Annotated in this window: 13 protein-coding genes and 1 pseudogene; 11 read left to right on the plus strand and 3 right to left on the minus strand. The window is 39.2% G+C overall.

All coding sequences use genetic code 11. The features are described 5' to 3' along the window. Window positions 1–364 precede the first annotated feature (364 nt). The 6 genes from FXW07_RS12430 (at window position 365) to FXW07_RS12455 (ending at window position 8,994) form a co-directional block, all read left to right on the plus strand. On the plus strand, window positions 365–925 hold the full coding sequence (locus FXW07_RS12430) for a TetR/AcrR family transcriptional regulator (RefSeq protein ID WP_229395708.1): 561 nt from the start codon (window positions 365–367) through the stop codon (window positions 923–925). A 993-nt stretch (window positions 926–1,918) separates the two neighbouring features. Next, window positions 1,919–2,476 carry a TATA-box-binding protein gene (locus FXW07_RS12435; RefSeq protein WP_229395709.1) on the plus strand — a complete coding sequence of 186 codons (558 nt, stop codon included), beginning with the start codon at window positions 1,919–1,921 and terminating at the stop codon, window positions 2,474–2,476. Window positions 2,477–2,960: 484 nt separating this feature from the next. After that, complete coding sequence (locus FXW07_RS12440; RefSeq protein WP_229395710.1) at window positions 2,961–3,521, plus strand: TetR/AcrR family transcriptional regulator; 561 nt, start codon at window positions 2,961–2,963, stop codon at window positions 3,519–3,521. A 1,225-nt stretch (window positions 3,522–4,746) separates the two neighbouring features. After that, the gene (locus FXW07_RS12445; protein WP_229395711.1) at window positions 4,747–6,126 is read left to right on the plus strand and encodes an agmatine deiminase family protein; all 1,380 of its coding nucleotides are present in this window, start codon (window positions 4,747–4,749) and stop codon (window positions 6,124–6,126) included. Between the two features lie 25 nt (window positions 6,127–6,151). After that, window positions 6,152–7,507 carry a phosphatidylserine decarboxylase family protein gene (locus tag FXW07_RS12450; protein ID WP_229395712.1) on the plus strand — a complete coding sequence of 452 codons (1,356 nt, stop codon included), beginning with the start codon at window positions 6,152–6,154 and terminating at the stop codon, window positions 7,505–7,507. Between the two features lie 77 nt (window positions 7,508–7,584). Then, entirely contained in the window at window positions 7,585–8,994 is a 1,410-nt protein-coding gene (locus FXW07_RS12455) for a C69 family dipeptidase (RefSeq protein WP_229395713.1), read from the plus strand. Between the two features lie 325 nt (window positions 8,995–9,319). Here the strand turns inward: FXW07_RS12455 and FXW07_RS12460 are convergent, their stop codons facing one another. Further along, complete coding sequence (locus tag FXW07_RS12460; RefSeq protein WP_048122820.1) at window positions 9,320–9,604, minus strand: hypothetical protein; 285 nt, start codon at window positions 9,602–9,604, stop codon at window positions 9,320–9,322. A 99-nt stretch (window positions 9,605–9,703) separates the two neighbouring features. Next, the gene (locus FXW07_RS12465) at window positions 9,704–10,906 is read right to left on the minus strand and encodes a pentapeptide repeat-containing protein (protein WP_229395714.1); all 1,203 of its coding nucleotides are present in this window, start codon (window positions 10,904–10,906) and stop codon (window positions 9,704–9,706) included. 424 nt (window positions 10,907–11,330) lie between these two features. Between FXW07_RS12465 and FXW07_RS12470 the strand changes: the two genes are divergently transcribed. From FXW07_RS12470 to FXW07_RS12490, 5 genes and pseudogenes are all read left to right on the plus strand, one after another. Continuing rightward, the gene (locus FXW07_RS12470; protein WP_229395715.1) at window positions 11,331–12,659 is read left to right on the plus strand and encodes a DNA double-strand break repair nuclease NurA; all 1,329 of its coding nucleotides are present in this window, start codon (window positions 11,331–11,333) and stop codon (window positions 12,657–12,659) included. Window positions 12,660–13,294: 635 nt separating this feature from the next. Then, on the plus strand, window positions 13,295–15,088 hold the full coding sequence (locus FXW07_RS12475; RefSeq protein WP_229395797.1) for an ATP-binding protein: 1,794 nt from the start codon (window positions 13,295–13,297) through the stop codon (window positions 15,086–15,088). Window positions 15,089–15,556: 468 nt separating this feature from the next. After that, window positions 15,557–16,374 (plus strand): annotated as a pseudogene (locus tag FXW07_RS12480) (IS4 family transposase). 173 nt (window positions 16,375–16,547) lie between these two features. Then, a complete protein-coding gene (locus FXW07_RS12485) occupies window positions 16,548–16,844 on the plus strand; it encodes a hypothetical protein (RefSeq protein WP_048120003.1) in 297 nt (98 codons plus the stop codon). Window positions 16,845–17,370: 526 nt separating this feature from the next. Continuing rightward, window positions 17,371–18,600, plus strand: coding sequence for an acyltransferase (locus FXW07_RS12490; protein WP_229395716.1), 1,230 nt, complete (start codon window positions 17,371–17,373; stop codon window positions 18,598–18,600). A 283-nt stretch (window positions 18,601–18,883) separates the two neighbouring features. On the opposite strand, the gene FXW07_RS12495 is transcribed toward FXW07_RS12490, so the two are convergent. Further along, window positions 18,884–19,030, minus strand: coding sequence for a hypothetical protein (locus FXW07_RS12495; protein ID WP_229395717.1), 147 nt, complete (start codon window positions 19,028–19,030; stop codon window positions 18,884–18,886). Window positions 19,031–19,386: the final 356 nt, after the last annotated feature.

Consider the following 19,386-nt stretch of genomic DNA (forward strand, 5'->3'; position numbering starts at 1 on the left):
GATACAACATTAAAGGTGGGTATCGAAAATTAACAAACTGCTAAAAATATAAAAATAGTTAAGTTCTAAAAAGTATTTTTCTCATCTGTTCTTAAATAGCTTTAAGTCTTATAGCTGTAGTAATCCAATTAAATGCTGGGTTTACCTGAAAAAACCTCTGCATTAAAGTAGTCAGTAAAATATATATAATATGTAGACCAGTCGCTATAATTAATAGGAAAATTATTGGTCATGCCTGTGAGTTACTGATCAATTCTAAAAAATAGAGCACATTCTCCATGTTTGAAAAAAGCGGAAAGAGATAATTTGTTCTTACGTTTTTCAATAGCTCACTCCCTTTACCAATAATTCCATGGGATCTAAAATGAATACACGTGAAAAAATCCTTACGACGGCTGCTTTTTTATTCCAGAAAAATGGTTATCATGCTACTGGATTAAATGAGATCATTAAAGAAAGTGGAACTCCGAAAGGATCATTGTATTATTATTTTCCAAATGGAAAAGAGGAATTAGTAGCAGCTACTATAAAATTGATGGGAGAGAAAATTCAACATCAAATAGAAGAAGAATTGGCTAAGAATAGCGATCCAGTTCAAGCCTTTAAGGAGTTCATTCTGGATTTGGCACGGGACTTCAATGAAAAAGATCAAGAAAATTGTTTTTCTATCAGTTTGCTGGCCTTAGAGACAGTCTCGATGAGTGAGTCTTTACGAAAAACCTGTATTGAAGTCTATGATCTATGGACGGAAATGTATTATCATAAATTGGTTGATAGTGGGTTTTCATCAGAAAAGGCTACAGAATTAAGCTCAATTCTTCAATTAATGATCGAAGGCGCGATAACGATATCTTTGATTCGTAATGATACTACCATGCTGGTTGCCGCTGCTGAAAAAATTCCAATTTTACTAGACAATAACTAATTTAAATTTTTATATATTTTTGCCCACTGATATATAGACCGGTCTATTTTCTGCTGTGGGTGATTTGTTTAAGGAAGATTGCAGATTGTCAAACTTCCCAAAACTTTAAACTTGTATTTTAAATCTTTGAACAGTGATATTATGAGTAGAATAGAATTTCACAATACGAAATGGCTTGAAAAACTACGGGTTCATCTTGAAAAAAATAGATTTACTGACTGGGACACTCAATCAATAGACTTATATCAACATTTTCTCAAAATGATCAACACCCCGGATTATAAGCAGTTGCAAGGAATAGAGATAGATAGATATGAAATGCATTCTGGATGTATAGTTTTTTACGATGACGAACATATAAATCTGGTAATTGTATCTTTTGACGACACTGATGTGAATGAACTTACTAAGAGAGTTGGGTTATAAGATATCAAAATTTACATATAGTCAATTGTCATTGCCAGGAAATATATGTAGTAAGAACCTATTTGAAAAGTTAAAAATGGAATATTGTTCTGTCATGTCTTCGGTTGATATAACAAGATCAGATTAATTAGATATTTTTCTACATAAATATAATACCTACTGACCGCATTTATTTCATCGGGATCACAGAACAACGACTACTCTGTTTTTGATAGGGGATGAGGCGAACCCTGGTTTCATTTCGGATTCGCTTAAACCTCTGTACTATTTTTTCTTTTTAATGTAAGCTTTCCTGGCATTGCGGTTACAGAATGTGGTAACGAAACTTTGCCCTAAGCGAGTCTTGTTAGAGAAAATGTAACTGTTCTTCAAAGTAATCAGTAAAATATAAATAATATGTAGACCAGTCATTATAATTATTCGATAATTATCCGGTCATGTCCGTGAGTTGCTGACCAATTCCGAAAAAGAGAATTCATCCTAATGTTTGAAAAAAAAGGACGGTATTATTGTGATCATGTTTTTCAATAACTCACGCCCATCACCAATAATTTTATGGGATGTTGTATGGAACCCACAATAACTATAGAGAACATAGTGGCATCTACCAGGCTGGCAGAAGATTTCGACCTGCAAAAATTAATGGACGCTGGGCTTGAAGGCGCAGAATATAACAAAACGAAGTTTCCCGGCCTTGTATACAGAATTGAGAACCCAAAGGTCGTCTTTCTAATTTTCACCTCTGGAAAAGTGGTATGCGCTGGAGCCAGGAGTACCGATAAAGCTCATATGGCTCTGATCAATCTGGCTAATGAACTCAGCTCCATAGGTTGCAAGGAAATAGATCCAGAGCCTGAGATTCGCGTTCAAAATGTAGTAGCCTCTGCAGACTTAAAGACAAATTTAAACTTGAACGCCATTTTGACAGCCTTTGGAATGGAAAACGTCGAATACGAGCCAGAGGTATTTCCTGGGCTTGTTTATAAGCTTGAGGCTCCCAAAGTGGTAGTGCTTGTATTCAGAACTGGCAAGCTGGTAATTACAGGTGGAAAATGTCCGGAGGATTGCGAAGAGGGCCTGCGGATCATCAAGAGACAGTTTGAAGAATTAGGACTTCTTTATTAAATAGACACTCACAAAAATAATCTATTTTTAAAGATCCCAGTGCCTTATTTCCCAGGTTAAACACGTTTTTTGCCTCAAAAATAAATAACTCGAAAAAGTATGTCTGGATAAACAGAAACCTTGACTCAACATATAATGATTATTTCCTGCAGGTTCAAGTATTGATCTAGTTAAGGTTATTTGCTCTGACCTGGAGCTCAAGACTCTTTGAAACTCGTTCTACCAAGTCTTCGGTTGATTGAAAAAATCAGATGAATTCGATACTTTTCGTATAAACTTATGCTTTAGAGCAGTCAGTAAAATATAAATAATATGTAGACCAGTCATTATAATCAATCGGAAAATTATTCGGTTATGGGCGTGAGTTACTGATCAATTTCAAAAAAGAGTAAATCCTCCATGTTTGGTAAATAATGAAAAGCCATTATTTTCTCACGTTTTTCAGTAGCTCACGCCTATTACCAGTAATTCTATGGGATCTAAAATGAATACACGTGAAAAAATCCTTACTACGGCTGCCTTTTTTTTCCAGAAAAATGGTTATCATGTAACTGGGTTAAATAAAATCATTACAGAAAGTGAAACGCCGAAAGGATCATTGTATTATCATTTCCCAAATGGAAAAGAGGAATTAGTGACAGCTACTATAAAATTGATAGGAGATACAATTCAACACTATCTAGAAGAAGAATTATCAAAGAATAGCAATCCCGTTCAAGCCATCGAGGAATTTATTCTGGATATAGCACAGAAATTCAATGAAAAAGATCAAGAAAATTGTTTCTCTATCAATTTGCTAGCCTTAGAAACAGTCTCGATAAGTGAGTCTTTACGAAAAACCTGTATTGAAGTCTATGATCTGTGGACGGATACATATTATCAGAAATTGGTTGATAGTGGATTTTCATCAGAAAAAGCGAAAGAACTAAGCTTAATTCTTCAATTAATGATAGAAGGTGCGATAACGATATCTTTGATTCGTAATGATACTACCATGCTGGTATCCGCTGCTGAAAAAATTCCAATTTTATTAGATAATAAATGACTTAGTTTTTATATATTTTTACCAACTGATATATAGACCGGTCTATATACTCACGAGGCTGAAATCTATGACAACTCATATCGAAATTGATGGAAACGTTGTACAATTATATGAATAAGTATATGAATATGCATCTCGAAACGCACGCTTTTCTGACTATGCAGATGAGAAAGTAAATGTGTCATATTTTTCAGATAAGGACAAAGAATCGAAGCTCCCGAAAGTGTTTGTTCGCTCTATATTACTATATAAAAACTTGAATTTTTCAGTTGGAAAGCAGGTAGTCAATGGTGTAGAATTTCCTGAAACAATAGTAATAGGTGGCTTAGAATATACACTGGTAAATTGGGGTGAGCATGAAATAAGCTACCTGAAATCAGATGTTATGGATAAACCCGTGTACACTCTTATATACAGAACTGTACGGGTTGTGAATGGAGTGCATCTATGTTGTTATCCCTCAGACACTGAGATCTTCTAAACAGAGGAAGCAGCACAGGCAAAGGTCGATGAGCTGAACAACACGTGAAGAAATGTTACGATAAGTCCTTTTATAACAACAAATTCTTTTATAACAACAAGTCTTTTTTATCTTGTGTTAGGCTAAACAACAAAACGCCAAATGTTAGTTTTTATACTGAATGTGCCTGAATTATTTGAGTAACAGGTACAAGAAAATGGAAAGTGTTCGACCTTACATGTTTTTACTGTCTTTCTTTTTTGATCATGCTTTTGGTTATGCTTTTGGTTATGCTTTTGGTTATGCTTTTCTAAACTGAATCGTTCTACTGCATATAGGAATACAGGACATTTTGTTGATTACTGCTCATCAAATGAAAAAAAGTAAGAAACACATAGTCCCTTTTTGCAGTATTTTATACTTTATCAATGAGTTGGCACCTGGTAGCATCTATGCTGGGATTAGGCCTGATAAACAATAGTGGAAGTTCTGGTAATTCTGATAATTTATTGTTATGAGTTTTCTCGAAAAAGGCATAGCACTTCTCTTTTAATGAAGCGTGGCCTTCGTCTAATTTTGCATTGACACTATTTGATTTTTGAGTTTAATATACAAATCTTAATTATATATTCATAAATCGGTCTCCACGATTTCAAATATTTTTATATAATGGTAAAATTTAATTACAGAAGTTACATAGTGATACAGTCAAGGACATCTAGATGTTTACTGAGGAGTGAACTAAATTAAACAAAGGAGATATGTATGCTTAAAAAATACCATTTTGCCAAACCAACAGCGAGACAGTTGGCGACTTTGTTTAACAAAATGTGCAAATGTCCCTCCCCGCCCGCACACAAAACATATTACTGCGACGTGCCCTCGCCGGTAAATGCTGTCGCTGAATTCGCCTCCATGGGAGGGGTTTTGGTTGCTTATCCGGGAACTCTCGCCCCTCCGGAAGATAAAAAACAATTGCCGCCATCGGGACCGCGCTCTTTTGGTGTTCCCAACGAGCTTATTATCCGTATGCAGCAGTTGGATTCAAAAGTAGCTCCTGTTAGAATTTTTGTTATGTGCGACGATGAGACTCAGTTGCCTTTAATTATTAAAAGTCTTGAGGAAACTGCAAAGTCGTTAAAGATCGCATTTGATCCCAATCTGGTACATCTCGTTCCATGGGACACCGACACCTACTGGACAAGGGACTATGGCCCCTGGTGGATTAAAAACAAAAAAACCGGATGTTTCGCCATTGCAAAACATATCTACACCTCCCTTGGCGGTGGCTCTGTAGGTATGATAGAAGGAGCGGAAGAGGTTGACCCGCGTGAAGGTTCCGGGATATTCAGGCCGAACGATGATGCCGGAGCGACAAAGTTTTCCGATTGGCTGAACGCTCCCATCCGAAAATGGAATAATGCGGGCTGGAACGGCAAAAAACTGCCCCCCATCCAGACACATGACTGGTATTTCACCGGACTCCTTAACGTTGGTGGAAATTATATGGTCACGGAGGATGGTATTATCGCTTCGTCTTATCTCGTCGCCACGCAAAACGAACTCCCCATAGACTCAGAAGAGCAGGTTACGAATCCCGATGCGACTACCGTCGAAAAGCGTATGGAATATATCATGGACCAATGCAACCGCTTTCTCGGCGCCAAAAAATATCTTGTTCTGACCGACCCGACTGGCACCTATATCGGTCATATTGATTGTTGGGGGAAATTCCTCGCGCCAAATAAAGTGCTGATCGCGCAGTCTCAGGACAAGAAAACCAATGAGGCTTTTGACGGCATCTCGGATTTCTTTAAACAAGAGGGGTTTGAGGTTTTCCGGGTAATGTGCCAGGACATTTATGTCCCAATAGCCGACACCCCGTCAACTACAGCCGCTTACACTAACAGCCTAATCCTTAACGAATATGTGTATGTGCCTATAGCGGGTGGCGAATACACAAAATTCGATGATGAAGCCCTTAATGTCTACCGCAAAGCTCTGCCGGGTTACGAAGTTGTCGGCATACCTGGAAAACCTGAATTCCCATGGCTGGGTACCGATGCTTTGCATTGCAGGACCATGGGTGTTCCAAGAGAGGTAGTAGACAACTGGTTGAAAAGCCAGACCCAACCTCTAATTTAAAACATTCAATAGAGGAGAGAAATCTATGGAAAAGACTAACACCGCACAATACCGGATTGGAGAATGGCTCCCTTCTGACCAAAAAATTTTGAATGATTGGCTGGCCGATCTTATCGACGAAGTAGACGCTGAAAAAAAGCCGTTTCATCCGGTCATACAAGAGCTTCAGGAGCTTATTGAATCAGACGCTGAAATTTACGCGCTCGTAACAATGATGTTCGCCCAGGTGCCAAAGAAGTATGAACATAGCGTGTATGGAAAACAGGTAAGAGACTATAAGCATTTTTTAGATCTGCTGAACGCCATAATGACAAAATCCCCTACTTATAACGACACCGGCTGCGTCGGTTTTCCTATTAACGCGATTCTCGACTGGGCAATGGGTACCGAAGGCGGTTTTGCGGCGTTCCTTAATGATAAACTCAACGCCCAGTTCAAGAAGGTGCTGAACCATTGGGGGACGTTCCTTAAGTCCGTGGACTCAAATTATGTTCTAGTGGAGGACAATAACCCGATCAAAGGGACGAAAAAACGCAGAACAAAGCAGTATTATTGGCTTAGCGACAAGGCCATGGTGGCGATGATGAATATGATGAGGCAGGGAAATCCGCTCCTCAGACCCGATGAGCATGAAAAGGCGAGGTTAGAGTTTATCGAGACATTTGAATGTGAACCGGAAAAACCGCATTACGGCTTTGCCTGCTGGGACGATTTTTTCACCAGGGAATTCCGGGACGGGAAGCGTCCAACTGCCGGAGAGGGGGATGATTCAATCATTGTTAATGCATGTGAATCCGCTCCCTATAAAATTGCACAGGGTGATAAGGAAGTACAACTGCGCACAAAGTTTTGGATCAAAGGGCAACCATACTCCCTTGCGCATATGTTTGATGGTGACGAGAGAACCGAACAGTTTGTGGGCGGCTCTGTTTATCAGGCATTTTTGAGTGCCAGAAGCTACCATCGATGGAACAGCCCTGTATCGGGGAGGATTGTTAAAACAAAGGTCATTGACGGGACATATTACTCAGAGACTCCTACGGAAGGTTATGACCCGGCTGCACCAAATGACTCACAGGGGTATATAAGCGAAGTCGCAACGCGGGCGCTTATTTTCATCGAGGCCGACAATCCAAAAATAGGGCTGATGTGCTTTATGCCCATCGGCATGGCAGAGGTATCTTCTTGTGACATACAGGTTTATGAAGGTCAAAAGGTCACAAAAGGCCAACCTATCGGAACATTCCACTTCGGCGGTTCAACTTATTGTCTCTTCTTCCGAAAGGGGGTGAATATTGAATTTGATTTGCCGAAGGACAATCCACCAGGCCTGAATTCATACAATCTTTTCGTTAATTCAAAACTGGCCATCGTTAAATAATAAAACCCTATGGATGAGAGGAGTGTCGTGAAAAAATCCGCGACTCTTCTTCTCGCCTTATTAATGAAGGTGAGAGTATGTGCACAAGCTTAATGGCAGGCAAAAAAGCGACCTGCGACGGGACAATTTTGCTGTCCAGAAACGAAGACTATACCCGGAACAACTGGAATAAATATATGATCTTTCGTCCATTTCCGGAGTATTACAACAAGCAAGACGACAACGCCGCTGTTTCGGATAATGTATGGACTTTGGGGAACGGACTGAAAGTCCCGCTCCCGCAAAAAATGTACCGGTATAACGCAATGCCGGACGCGGCGGGTTATGAAGAGGCAACGTACGCTATCGGAAGACGTTTTTTCTTTGAAGAGCGTGGTATTAACGAACGCAATGTTGCTATTTCCGCGACAAACTCCCTTACCATTAATGATAACGCAAGTGGTGCCGACCCTCTGCTCGTTTCAGGCGGCATTGCTGAATCGGTAATACCAACCCTTCTTCTACCGCAGGTTGAATCGGCAAAAGAGGCTGTAAAACTTCTTGGCAGATATGTCGAAAAGTATGGTGCAAGCGAGGTTAATGGTATTTTAATAGGTGACCCCGATGAGTCATGGTACTTTGAGATAGGATCATGTCATCACTGGATTGCTGTTAAAATCCCCGAAGATTCATACCTCGTAGTGGCAAATGGCATGAGGGTGCATTCTGTTGATCTTGACAACGAAGATGTTCTGCATTCTAAAAAACTCTTTAAATTTGTTTGTGAACACAAACTGCTTGAGGCACCTGATCGGCATAACTTTAACTTTGCCGAAGCTTTTGGCATTCCCGGTGATCCTTATAATGTCGACCGCATATGGCTCGCACAGAAAATCCTTACTCCTTCATTGAAACAAAAATCCCGGGAATACCAGTATCCGCTTTTTCTCAAGCCGGACAAAAAAATCCATATCCGTGACGTTATGAACGTGCTACGTGCTACCTATAAGGGAACGGAGCTTGAAGGCATAGCGGAGCGGCCGATTGGGGTGGATAGGACTGCTGAAAGCCATATTATGGTTCTTGATCCAAAGATGCCTCAGGAGCTAAAAGGTTTGATATGGCAGGTTGTCAGCACCCCTATGGGCGCACCCTACATCCCTCTCTATAGCGTTATGGATGATATCCCTCACGGTTTTAGCCTTGAAGGAAATCAGTACAGTCCGTTATCGGCATATTGGTCTTTCAGGGGGCTCTATTCACTCTGCGAAGTAAACCATGATGAATATAGATTCCTTGTCGAGAAGTTGTGGCGAGACTATGAAGAGCAATCTTTCCGGGAATATGAGCCCATTAAAGAGACGTTAATGAAGATATATGCCAGCGACCCTTCTGCGGCAATAGATTTCGCAAAACGATATAGCACCGGAATCGCTTACCAGACTGTTGGAATAGCCAATAAGGAGCGGGACCTTCTCATGACGAAAATCACTAGTGATACACAGTAGTTCCGAACAACCCAATTTCCGAACTCTGAAGTCAAAACATTAGTAAATATTTTGGTGCCGTTCTCGTCTGCGGTTTCGTTAAAGGTCATACAAAATATGATTTCCGGGGAGGATCTGACTTAGCAGAAGTTTCGGTCCATAATTTGAAGCACATTGGAGGAGAATAAGGGGAATTCCAGGTAAAACGCTAAATCTGAAAAACTGATTTTAAGGAATTCCCTTGAAAAAGGGAATTTTTTTAGATTTAACTTTTTAAAGCCAGAAGGAAATAAATTTTCAAGAACTAAATGCATATGAAATTCTTAGAATAACAGGCATGTTTAACTTATTTATCAGTCTCGTAGGCAGATGTCCAGTTTAAATACAACTCAGTGATAAAATTTTCTTGCCCTTTTACATAATAAATCGTTTCTATGGCAGGCCACCAACCACAAAGAGTATAAACTTCTTCAGCAGTGGTATGCTTCGGATCAATTCCTTTATCAATGAGCTGTTGGAATTCATCAGCCGTTAGTTCCCTAAGTTCCGATGTTACAGGGTCTGGCCTAAAGACATATGTTAAGCTCATGACCGCAGGCTTCTTCTCCTCAGGTTTCTGTTTTGTAGCCATGTTATTTCATTTCCTATTCTATTTTCTAGTAATATAGGAAGTGAAATATATTAAATTTTTGAAAAATGATGAAAATTAGTATGTTGAAAGATATGTGCTTTAATACGATTTTTTAATAAGGGACTGGTATTTCTCTGGGTATTTCTCTTCTAGTAATCTGCAAAGATCTTCGCTTAATGTTGCACCATAGAGTGTTTTCACTTTGGAAAGTTGGTCTAGTGTAAAGTTCAGAGTTCCTCTAAGGTCAGATCCATCAATATGAGCATCATTAAGTTCAGCTCCTTTAAGATTTGCTTCATTAAGGTAAGCTCCTTCAAGATTAACTCCGTAAAGTTTTGCTCCTTCAAGATGAGTCTCTATAAGGCAAGCTTTTTCAAGATTAGCTCCATTAAGGTAAGTTTCTTCTAAATGAGTTCCTGAAAGATCAGCTCCTTCAAGATGAGCATTAATAAGATTAGCCCCTTCAAGATGAGCTTCATTAAGATAAGCTCCTTCAAGATGAGCTCCACTAAGTCTTGCTCCTTCAAGATGAGCTTTTCCAAGAGTAGTTCCTTCAAGATGAGCGTTCATAAGGTAAGCTCCTTCAAGATGAGCATTCATAAGGTTAGTCTCTTCAACAAGATGAGCTTCATTAAGGTGAGCTCCTTCAAGATGAACCTCCACAAGACTAGTTTTTTTCATATAAACCTCTATTAGATTAGCTTTTTCAAGATGGGCCTTTTTAAACTTTGCTTCTCCTAGATAAGCCTTTTTAAGTTTTGCTCCTTCAAGATGAGCTTCTTCAAAGTTGGTCCCTTCAAGGTGAGCTCCTTCAAAGTTAATCCCTTCAAGATGAGCCTCTATAAGGTCGGCGTTTTGAAGACAAGTTCCTTGTAGTTCTAAACGTTTGTCCTCTCCTTTATGAAAGGAGTACTTACGTCTTCCAATGATTGTGAGAATTGCTTGAATATCTGGTGAAATCTTTCTTACCTCTGGAACTTCGCTTATTTCAGCACTTGAATTCTCTCTGACGTAAGCGGTCAGAATCTCCATGATTGGCCAGTAGTCTTTTTCAGATTCATTTGAGATTCTCTCAAGTGCATATATTCCACCTAAGCGAATCTCTAATTTTTCATTTCCCAATTGATCAACAGCTCCACGAAGCTGCTCAATAAACCCATTTTTCAGACTTTCCTGAGCGATACTTATGCTTTTTTCTGCAGCAAAAGTTTGTTTACGATTGTAATGTAGAGCAATGATACTAATGATGACTCCTGAAATAGCAACAGTGACGCCTAAATACGGATTTTCCAGACCGGTCACTAGACCACCTTACACTTTTTGTAATTAAGTACTACTATGTCCTACTCAGTTCCCAAATATAGTGCCTTTTGCATTTTTTGATTAAAATCCTTAATTTCCAAGAAGAATTCAGACTTCAATCAAACTAAATATTCAAGATCTTCCAGAATCAATCAATAGATCACGTTCAAGGATTGTGACCATTTTCAAATCTAGTGATTTTTGATTTTATGGTTATCACTGGACTTTGGCATTGTGTCCCATATACACATTTTTTATTAATTAAATGGAAACATTGATTAGACTTTCTTAAACTTTCTCTATCACTTGAGAAGATTCTCATGGAAAAAAGTTGTATATTCCATCACTCATTTTCCAGTAAAGCACTTCATTTACTCCTTTCCATTCAATAAATATATATGACTCCTCAAAGTATCTTTTATCCATGACCCTTGAGCCCGTGCATATGCATAAAATCTCGGAGCTTGCAAAAAAGATTGACTGCTCGTTTGAGTCTGAGGAGGTAAAAACAGCTTCGGATATCTATTCTCTGCTTGAGGAGCTGAGTCTCGATGGGAAAGTCATTCTTAAAGCTATAGACAGGCTCTTTCGGGGAATTGTAAGGACTCAACTGATGGCACAGGGTGAAGACCCGTATCCTCTTACTTATGCCTGCGACAGCGGAAGCACAAATCCAAGGACTTATGACAGCGGGCTTTTTGTAGATTTCTGCCACTGTGGGCTGGCTTCAACGCCTACTAATCTTGATATTCAGAGATTCCGAACAATCGTATGCGCCGCTTATTCTTCTTCCCAGAGGGTATCCATGCAGGGTAGCGCAATCTGGGAAACCTTCGATGAAGGGTTTGGTAGGGCAAAACTGGTTACAATCGCGCCTGACGAGTTAAAAAGAAAAGCTTCTGACATGGTGCACAGTTTTGCCATGTACCTGGCAGAATCCGAACATATTCTTTTCATGAAAGACAGGATAAAGCCCGAGAGCTTTTTCATAATGGACGGGCCGATTTATCCAAAACAGCTAATGTACTGGATGGTGCTGGACGACGAGGACGTGAGAGTCCGGCAGAACACCGATGCCCGAAAAATTCTCCAGAATTACATTGATATAATGGATCATTTCCTGAAAAACCGGCAGCCTGTGATTGGGTTTGTAAAAAATCCAATTGACATGCAGATTATGGACAGCGTCCGGAAAAAAGGAAATGCTCTCGATCTTCCTTGGATGCTGGATTCGCAGTTTTTCAAGAATCTGCTCTCCCTGGAAAAAGTTGAGAACGCTTCAGGACACGGGGGACGAAATTCGAAAAACAATGGGAATAACGGCAAGCACAACGGCTCCAAAAATGATTATATTACTTACACTAACTGGTTTTTGCAGCCCAACAGGTTTTACGAAAAATTGCTTAACGGGACTTCACCCCTTGCAGCCGCAGACCCTCTCCAGCAGGAACTCAGGCACGATTTCCCGCCTGAAGATTATGCTCTTTGTTTTTTCATGCTTTATGTACCCTACAAAGATGTGGTCTTCAAGGTCGAAGCCCCGTATGGGCTTGTTAAAGACGATTTTCTCCGCATGCAAATGACCAAAAAAGTGCTCTTTGACCTTTCTTTGTATGGTTTTCCTCTTACCCTCACAAAAGCAGACCATCTGGCAAAAATCAGGAAAGTAGAGAGGGAAGAGATTGATAAATTCTTTGAAAATATGAATCCCGATACTACTTACAATGACACTCGGTGGGGTAAGATTGAATGAAATATGAAAATGTCGACATTTTTACTTTTAACTCTTACAAACCAAAAAAAGAGTCAGCTCCTGCCAATTCAGGAACGGAAGAAAATGCAGGTTCAAAGGAAATCCCTGCTGAGCTAAGAAATGAAATTCCTGCTGGGCTAAGAAATGAAAGTCTTGCTGAGTCAAGAAATGAAAGTCTTGATGAGTCAAGAAATGAAAGTCTTGATGAGTCAAGAAATGAAAATCTTGATGATCTAAGAAATGAAATTCCTGCTGAGCCAAGAAATGAAAGTCTTGATGAGATAAATCCTGAAAACAGGAATATAAGCAAAACAGCAAATTCCATTGAAGACGCTCCCGATCTGGTCGCCTCTAATCAGGTCACCTCTATACTCACACCTGATACTGAGGAAATACTGCAAATCCCCTTATCCGAGGATCTGAGGAAAGATTGTCTGGAGGATGTATCTGATTTTATCTCAACCAAATCCGGTATTGAATCCAGTACTGAATCCGATACTGAGTTCGGCATTGAACATGGTACTGAATCCGACATTAAATCTGGTACTGAATCCGACATTTGTTCAGACCCTGCCGAAGCAATTTTTGAATCTTCCTCTCTACCCAGAACTGCTCCTGTATCTCAGACTGCTTCTCTGTCTATTTCAGATCTCTCTCTTGAATCCGAAGTTCTCGGGAGCTCCGTAAAGGAAAATTATCCTTTTGAAGGTTTTGCCGGATGTGATGATAATGTACTGAAAGTTTCTCCGGTTTCAGAAGCTTTCGGGATTGTCACTACAGGCATAGAGCCCCTTGAATTAACCCCTTCAGGAGCTGTAATCACCGGCTACATTACGTCAGCTCGACGGGATGAGATAAGGCTGGGAACATACGTTGTTGTGCCTTATGAAAACGGAGAAAAACTCTTTGCCAGGGTGGGAAAACTCCAGTACAGGCAGGAGTTTGTGGTAGACGATGCAACTGAAATTCATTCAAGGCGCATGCTCAGTGCCCGTGGAAACCCTGTAAATGAAGACGATTACAAGTTCCTTGCCTGTCTTGATCCGCTCTGTATTCTCTACCGAAAAGCCGAAGGCAAACTCACCCGGCGGATGGCAGACCGGATTCCTCATCCTAACACTCCTATCCTGCCTGTTACTGACAGGCTTGAAGTCCAGACAGGGCTTAACATTCCCGAAAACGGGATCTTTATTGGCCACCTGAGTGTAGGGGGCGAGCTTTTAAAAACCAATTCCGAGCCCGAAACGGTTGCATATTACCTGAGAAACGACTATTCCATGGGTGATCCCCTTATTTTCAGGCATATGCTTATTTGCGGGAGCACAGGGACAGGAAAAACTTTCCTTTCTAAGAATATCCTCCGCCAGTTCATGAATGAAAGCAACAGGTACAGGCTGCGGGGTTCTCCTGACAAGGCGCGGAAAAACCCTTGCCTGGTAATTATGGACCCTCAGGACGAGTATTCCCAGCTTTTTGAGGACAACGAAACCCTCACTGAGGACGATAAATTCCGGTTTGAATCCGAAAATGTAACTTATGGCCGGGTACTCTCTACAAAGGCTTTCGTGGCAAAAGTCGATGGGCAAAGATATCCCGGAGATAAATCCAGAGCTGAGCAGATTGAATTTACAATTCCTTTTTCACTTGTAGAACACAATTCCTGGCTTATTGCAGCAGCCGGAATGTCAGAACTCCAGTATATCGGGCTTGAAGTGCTTCTTGGAGATTTCTTCAAGTCAAGTGTGTCTCATACTTACCTGAATTTCATCAACCATATTGATAATGAAGGTACTCGTTCCTACTATGTTGACAGCGGGAAGCTTCACGAGTCCTCATACGATGGGATTGTAAGAAGAGTAAGAAGTCACTTCTTCTCGAAGGTTTTTGACCGGGATGCGACTTCAATTACTGACCTTGTGGATAAGATCTTCAAGCCGGGGCAGATTTCGGTTTTCCCAACTGAATATATAAGTGCTCCGAGAATCCGTGACCTTATAGTACTCACAATCATGAGCCTGATCGTGGACAACAAATTAAGTACAACGGGAAAGGAAGCTATTAAAGAAACTCCAATCATTCTTGCACTGGATGAGGCTCATCGATACCTCTCAAATGCAAATGGGGAACATTCTCGCCTTATTATTTCACGCTTTGCAGATGCAGCCCGCCAGGGCCGAAAAGAAGGACTGGGCCTTTTCTTGATAACCCAGGACCCTCAGGACATCGATGATACGGTTTTCAAGCAGATTAATACGAAACTGATCCTTAACCTCAACAATGACGCAGCTATTACATCTCTAAAAGTTCCGAAAGAATACGAGCGGAGAATTCCCTATCTTAAGAAAGGACAGATGATAATTCATTCTCCGGACAACAGTGATATCGTGGAGATAATCGGGCTTTCAAATTGTGTAGTCCGACATCGGTGATCTTATCCGGTTCGGTGATCAACAAGTTTTCTGAGAAGATTCTTTGGCTGTGCATGGTTCTTAGGCTGTACAGGGCAGGGTTCAGGCATAATGAAAGTCTATCGTACGAAAATTCGAAACTTCCTGGTGTTGCGTAAACAGTAAAATGTCGTACCAAATCAATTGCAATTATTTGTAAGCGTTGAATCCTTGAAAATTGATGCTACACTAAACTTAATATGTGAATTCGTTTGCGAGAGTGAGTTATTGAAATCGTAAGTGTACTAAAATAGTTGTAAAAGTCTGGCATGTAAGCATCAATCTATGTTTTTTATAATATGAAGAATATGCCCTGTTTTTCCGATTAAATCAATAGCTCACGGACAACTAAAAACCAGATAATAAGATAGGTTTCCATTGGTCATCGGTTAAGCATTAAATCCCATCTCCTGTATATGTTTTTATACTAATATTATACTCTTTGAATCTATGTCTCCTCGTTTCCCACCTACCCTTGAAGACTCTCTTCGGAAAATGTTTCCCGAAGAGTGGTTAAGGCAAACTGCCAAAGAAACTGGTCTCATAGTACGTGAACGTAAAATTGATCCTGTCCTCATCTTTTGGGTTTTAACTCTGAGTTTTGGCGTACGCTTGCAGCGTACACTTGCCAGTTTGAAAAGAGAATACGAAAAAGAAGCAAATAAGATCCTAAGCGACAGCAGCTGGTACTATCGTTTTACTCCAGAACTTGTTGAGTTTCTTCATCAGTGTGTTATTCACGGCATAGAGGAGCTTGCAAAAGATCCTGGACGAAAACTTAGCAAAAAACTCGAAAACTTCCAGGATGTTCTCATTCAGGACAGTACAATTGTTCGTCTYCACTCTTCTTTAGCAGATAAGTTTCCAGCAGCAAGAGCAAGAAMAGTAGCTGCAGGCATAAAAGTGGGAGTTATGGTAAGCGCAGTTGCTAACGGACCTAAAACAGTTGCCCTGTATTCTGAAAAAACAGCTGAGATCAAAACATTAAAAATAGGTCCCTGGATCAAAGACYGTATTCTGCTTGTTGATCTTGGTTTCTACAAAACTCARATGTTTGCAAGGGTTGAGGAAAATGGAGGATATTTTGTTTCAAGAATAAGGAAAAATACGGATCCATATTTGCAGAGAATGCATCAGATTTATTGACAGTAATTCTGCATATATATGGAATTCTAAGAATTTTTGAAATAATAATGAGTGTATATGAAAGTCAAGCATTAGATCCGCATGTAGACAGAGAAAGATTTAGAGATGAATGGTTTGAATAAAAAATGAAAGAATTGGGCTCAAAAAGAGTGACAGGAGACGGACATGAATCCTTAACCGATGTCCAATGCAAAAATATTATATATATGAAATAGAAAAAAACTCAAAGCAAAACCTGTTTAATGAAGTTGAAAAATGAATTCATGTAACTTAACGTATTAAAAATGTGATCCCTATGCCCAGAAAATACACCAATAAGACAACCCATTTTATTCTCCACGATGATGGTACATTCGACGTCTATATAAATAAAAAGTTTAAAGAATGTGGACTATATGAGGAAACCCCAGATACTGTAAAATTGAACTACTTCAAACACTCTTCAATATTCCAAAAAGAGGTAGGATGTTTAATTTCTGAGAATTACAGAATCTGGATAGAGGACAGAATAATTAATGTTCCCGGCGGCATCCTAGACAATGGAGTGTTCATAGCTAACTGTGATGATACAAGTACCATCCTGAAAGATTGAAGTTTACGATATTAAATAAAATAGACAAAGAGTGTTTGGATTCGAAGGAATCCATTTCGGAATTTTTATTTAAGTTTTTGAATTTTTAGTCTGTTTTCGAAATTTTTTATTCAATATGGGAAAACATTTCCTATGAAAAGTGATTCCCAGTATTATCCTCTTTACTTTGTATGTTCAGTAGACTCTTTTTACGCTAGAAAACATAAAGCAAATAAAAGGATTTTTCCAATCTGCAAGCCTTGATCTGGAATTTAGTGTTGAACATCAATATTAAGCATCAATACTTATTTCCAACATCCCTTCAGATTCAAAAGACAGACTCATTAAAACAGGAACTGGAACAAATGGAAAGACTTATTTTATCTGCAGTTCTCGTTATTTGAGAGAGATTTATCAAAAAATAATTAAGGGTCTTACGTGATTAAGCTGGAGCTGAGTTTCATTTATTAAATGTGGTCATTAAATACGGTTTTGTTATGGAAATTCATGGGTTCTGTTTGAATAAAATTCTCTTTGAGCAATAAGTATGAACGAGAAGATAAACTATCTTGATGGGCTGCGTGGTATAGCTGCGATTAATGTGATGATAATGCATTTCTTCATCATATTAGTCCCGGCGATGATTTATAGTGATCGAATGCCTTCACATCTTGGGAATCTTGAAAAGATTTTCTCGAGTACACCACTGGGATTAATTGGTGCCGGGAATTTTTCGGTCTGTATCTTCTTTGTTCTCAGTGGCTACGTATTAACTCAAAAATACTTTAGAACTAAAGACAAAAAAATAATTGTAAGTGGCGCAGTTCGCCGATATATCCGATTGTTTGTTCCGGTGCTGGCAGTAACAATATTATCGTTTTTAATGGCATCAACTGGAGTATTCCATTACTATATTGAAACCGTAACGGTTTCCGGAAATAATAACTACGACAACTACTGGACTTTTACGCCAGACATTGTCGATGCAGTTAAGCAGGCGGTGTGGGGATCGTTTTTTACAGGTGAGGACACCTATAACCCGGTTTTATGGACAATGACAACAGAATTTTATGGGTCTATGCTTGTTTTCGCAATGACCTTACTGTTCGGGATGAAACGTAACCGATGGACATTCTACCTTGCAGCATCTGTGTTTTTCTTCAATTCCTACTATTTTGCTTTTATAATAGGAATGGGGCTTGCAGACACATTTAACAGTAAAAAGTCAGTGTTTAAAACCAATAACAAAATAATATTATATATTATACTGTTTTCAGGACTGTTTCTCGGTTCGTATCCTGTAGGCACCGTGACAAATGATTCATTGTACGGTTTTCTCAATAACGGCCTCTTTGAAATTCCAAAGTTGACGTATCATATCCTGGGTGCCGGAATGATAATGTATGTTCTATTGAACAGCCGACGGCTGCAACAGGTCTTTTCCTCTCAAGTACCAGTGTTTCTCGGTAAAATATCCTACTCGCTGTACCTGATACATTTCCTGATAATAAGCAGTTTCACCTGCGCGCTATTCCTCGCACTGCACCCTCTATTACCATACTGGATGGCTGCTTTTATTTCGTGTTTTTTGTCTGTGCTATTAATAATACCCTTGAGCTATCTGTTTTACAAGTACGTCGACACGACAGGCGTAGAACTATCAAAGACCTTTTATAACCGGGTGGTCGATCCTTTCATATCCAGCATCTCCGGGAACACAAAGCAAAAACATATCTCAAGCACGATTTTCGGAATATATAACAAATTATTTAAATAATTTTTAAAGTCGTGTACGGGTGTGAGAATTATGGATGTAAGATCGGAGAAAAGCCACTTTCCTTTATCCGGAGATTTCACGCAAAAGGCAATTTCACGAAATAGCCTGGAAAAAATAGAGGTTAAAGTGGAAAAAGAGCATACCTGATTTCTTATTATTCCTTGAGCCTAATAAAAATATGTGAACCATACGGATTCGATAATAACTGACCATAACGAGCTTGAAAAAAATAGCCCGAAGTTTTGTCTCAAAAACATTGACTCAAAATCAAGAGATTTCATATTTACGAGGTTTCTTCCTTCTTATTAGATGGGATTACCAGTTTTTCCAGGTTAACAGGCTCGTACTGATAATATACAATGTCACTACTCATTGTCAAATGGAAATATCCAGATGTTGCAGAAAGGTTATACTTGAAAGGATAAAGCATGGATTAAGAAGGCGCCTATTTTTCATAAATAATTTCCCCCCGGAAAACGATGGCTATTTCTTAAACTACTGAATTCAGTTTTTCAGTTTTTCAGTTTTTAAAGTCGGTTAGTTTTTTAAAAATAGTTAACTTTTTAAAAATAGTTAACTTTTTAAAAATAGTTAACTTTTTAAAAATGGTTAGCTTTTTAAAAATAGTTAGTTTTTTAAAAATAGTTAGCTTTTCAAGATAAATTGATTCGTTTAAACCATTTCATTTGTTAAAAATCAGTCCGTATACACGAGTTAGTTTATCTGTCATGGATAGATTTATAAATTGCTTATCACCTCGATTGATGAATCGTTTACAATAATTTA

The organism is Methanosarcina sp. DH1, assembly GCF_020804205.1.
GTDB classification, from domain to species: Archaea; Halobacteriota; Methanosarcinia; order Methanosarcinales; family Methanosarcinaceae; genus Methanosarcina; species Methanosarcina vacuolata.

Coding starts and splice junctions, on each gene's coding strand:
- FXW07_RS12435 (WP_229395709.1), top strand. CDS start 1,919: ATGGAACCCACAATAACTATAGAGAACATAGTGGCATCTACCAGGCTG.
- FXW07_RS12460 (WP_048122820.1), bottom strand. CDS start 9,604: ATGGCTACAAAACAGAAACCTGAGGAGAAGAAGCCTGCGGTCATGAGC.
- FXW07_RS12490 (WP_229395716.1), top strand. CDS start 17,371: ATGAACGAGAAGATAAACTATCTTGATGGGCTGCGTGGTATAGCTGCG.
- FXW07_RS12495 (WP_229395717.1), bottom strand. CDS start 19,030: ATGCTTTATCCTTTCAAGTATAACCTTTCTGCAACATCTGGATATTTC.
- FXW07_RS12470 (WP_229395715.1), top strand. CDS start 11,331: ATGACCCTTGAGCCCGTGCATATGCATAAAATCTCGGAGCTTGCAAAA.
- FXW07_RS12445 (WP_229395711.1), top strand. CDS start 4,747: ATGCTTAAAAAATACCATTTTGCCAAACCAACAGCGAGACAGTTGGCG.
- FXW07_RS12455 (WP_229395713.1), top strand. CDS start 7,585: ATGTGCACAAGCTTAATGGCAGGCAAAAAAGCGACCTGCGACGGGACA.
- FXW07_RS12430 (WP_229395708.1), top strand. CDS start 365: ATGAATACACGTGAAAAAATCCTTACGACGGCTGCTTTTTTATTCCAG.
- FXW07_RS12450 (WP_229395712.1), top strand. CDS start 6,152: ATGGAAAAGACTAACACCGCACAATACCGGATTGGAGAATGGCTCCCT.
- FXW07_RS12485 (WP_048120003.1), top strand. CDS start 16,548: ATGCCCAGAAAATACACCAATAAGACAACCCATTTTATTCTCCACGAT.
- FXW07_RS12440 (WP_229395710.1), top strand. CDS start 2,961: ATGAATACACGTGAAAAAATCCTTACTACGGCTGCCTTTTTTTTCCAG.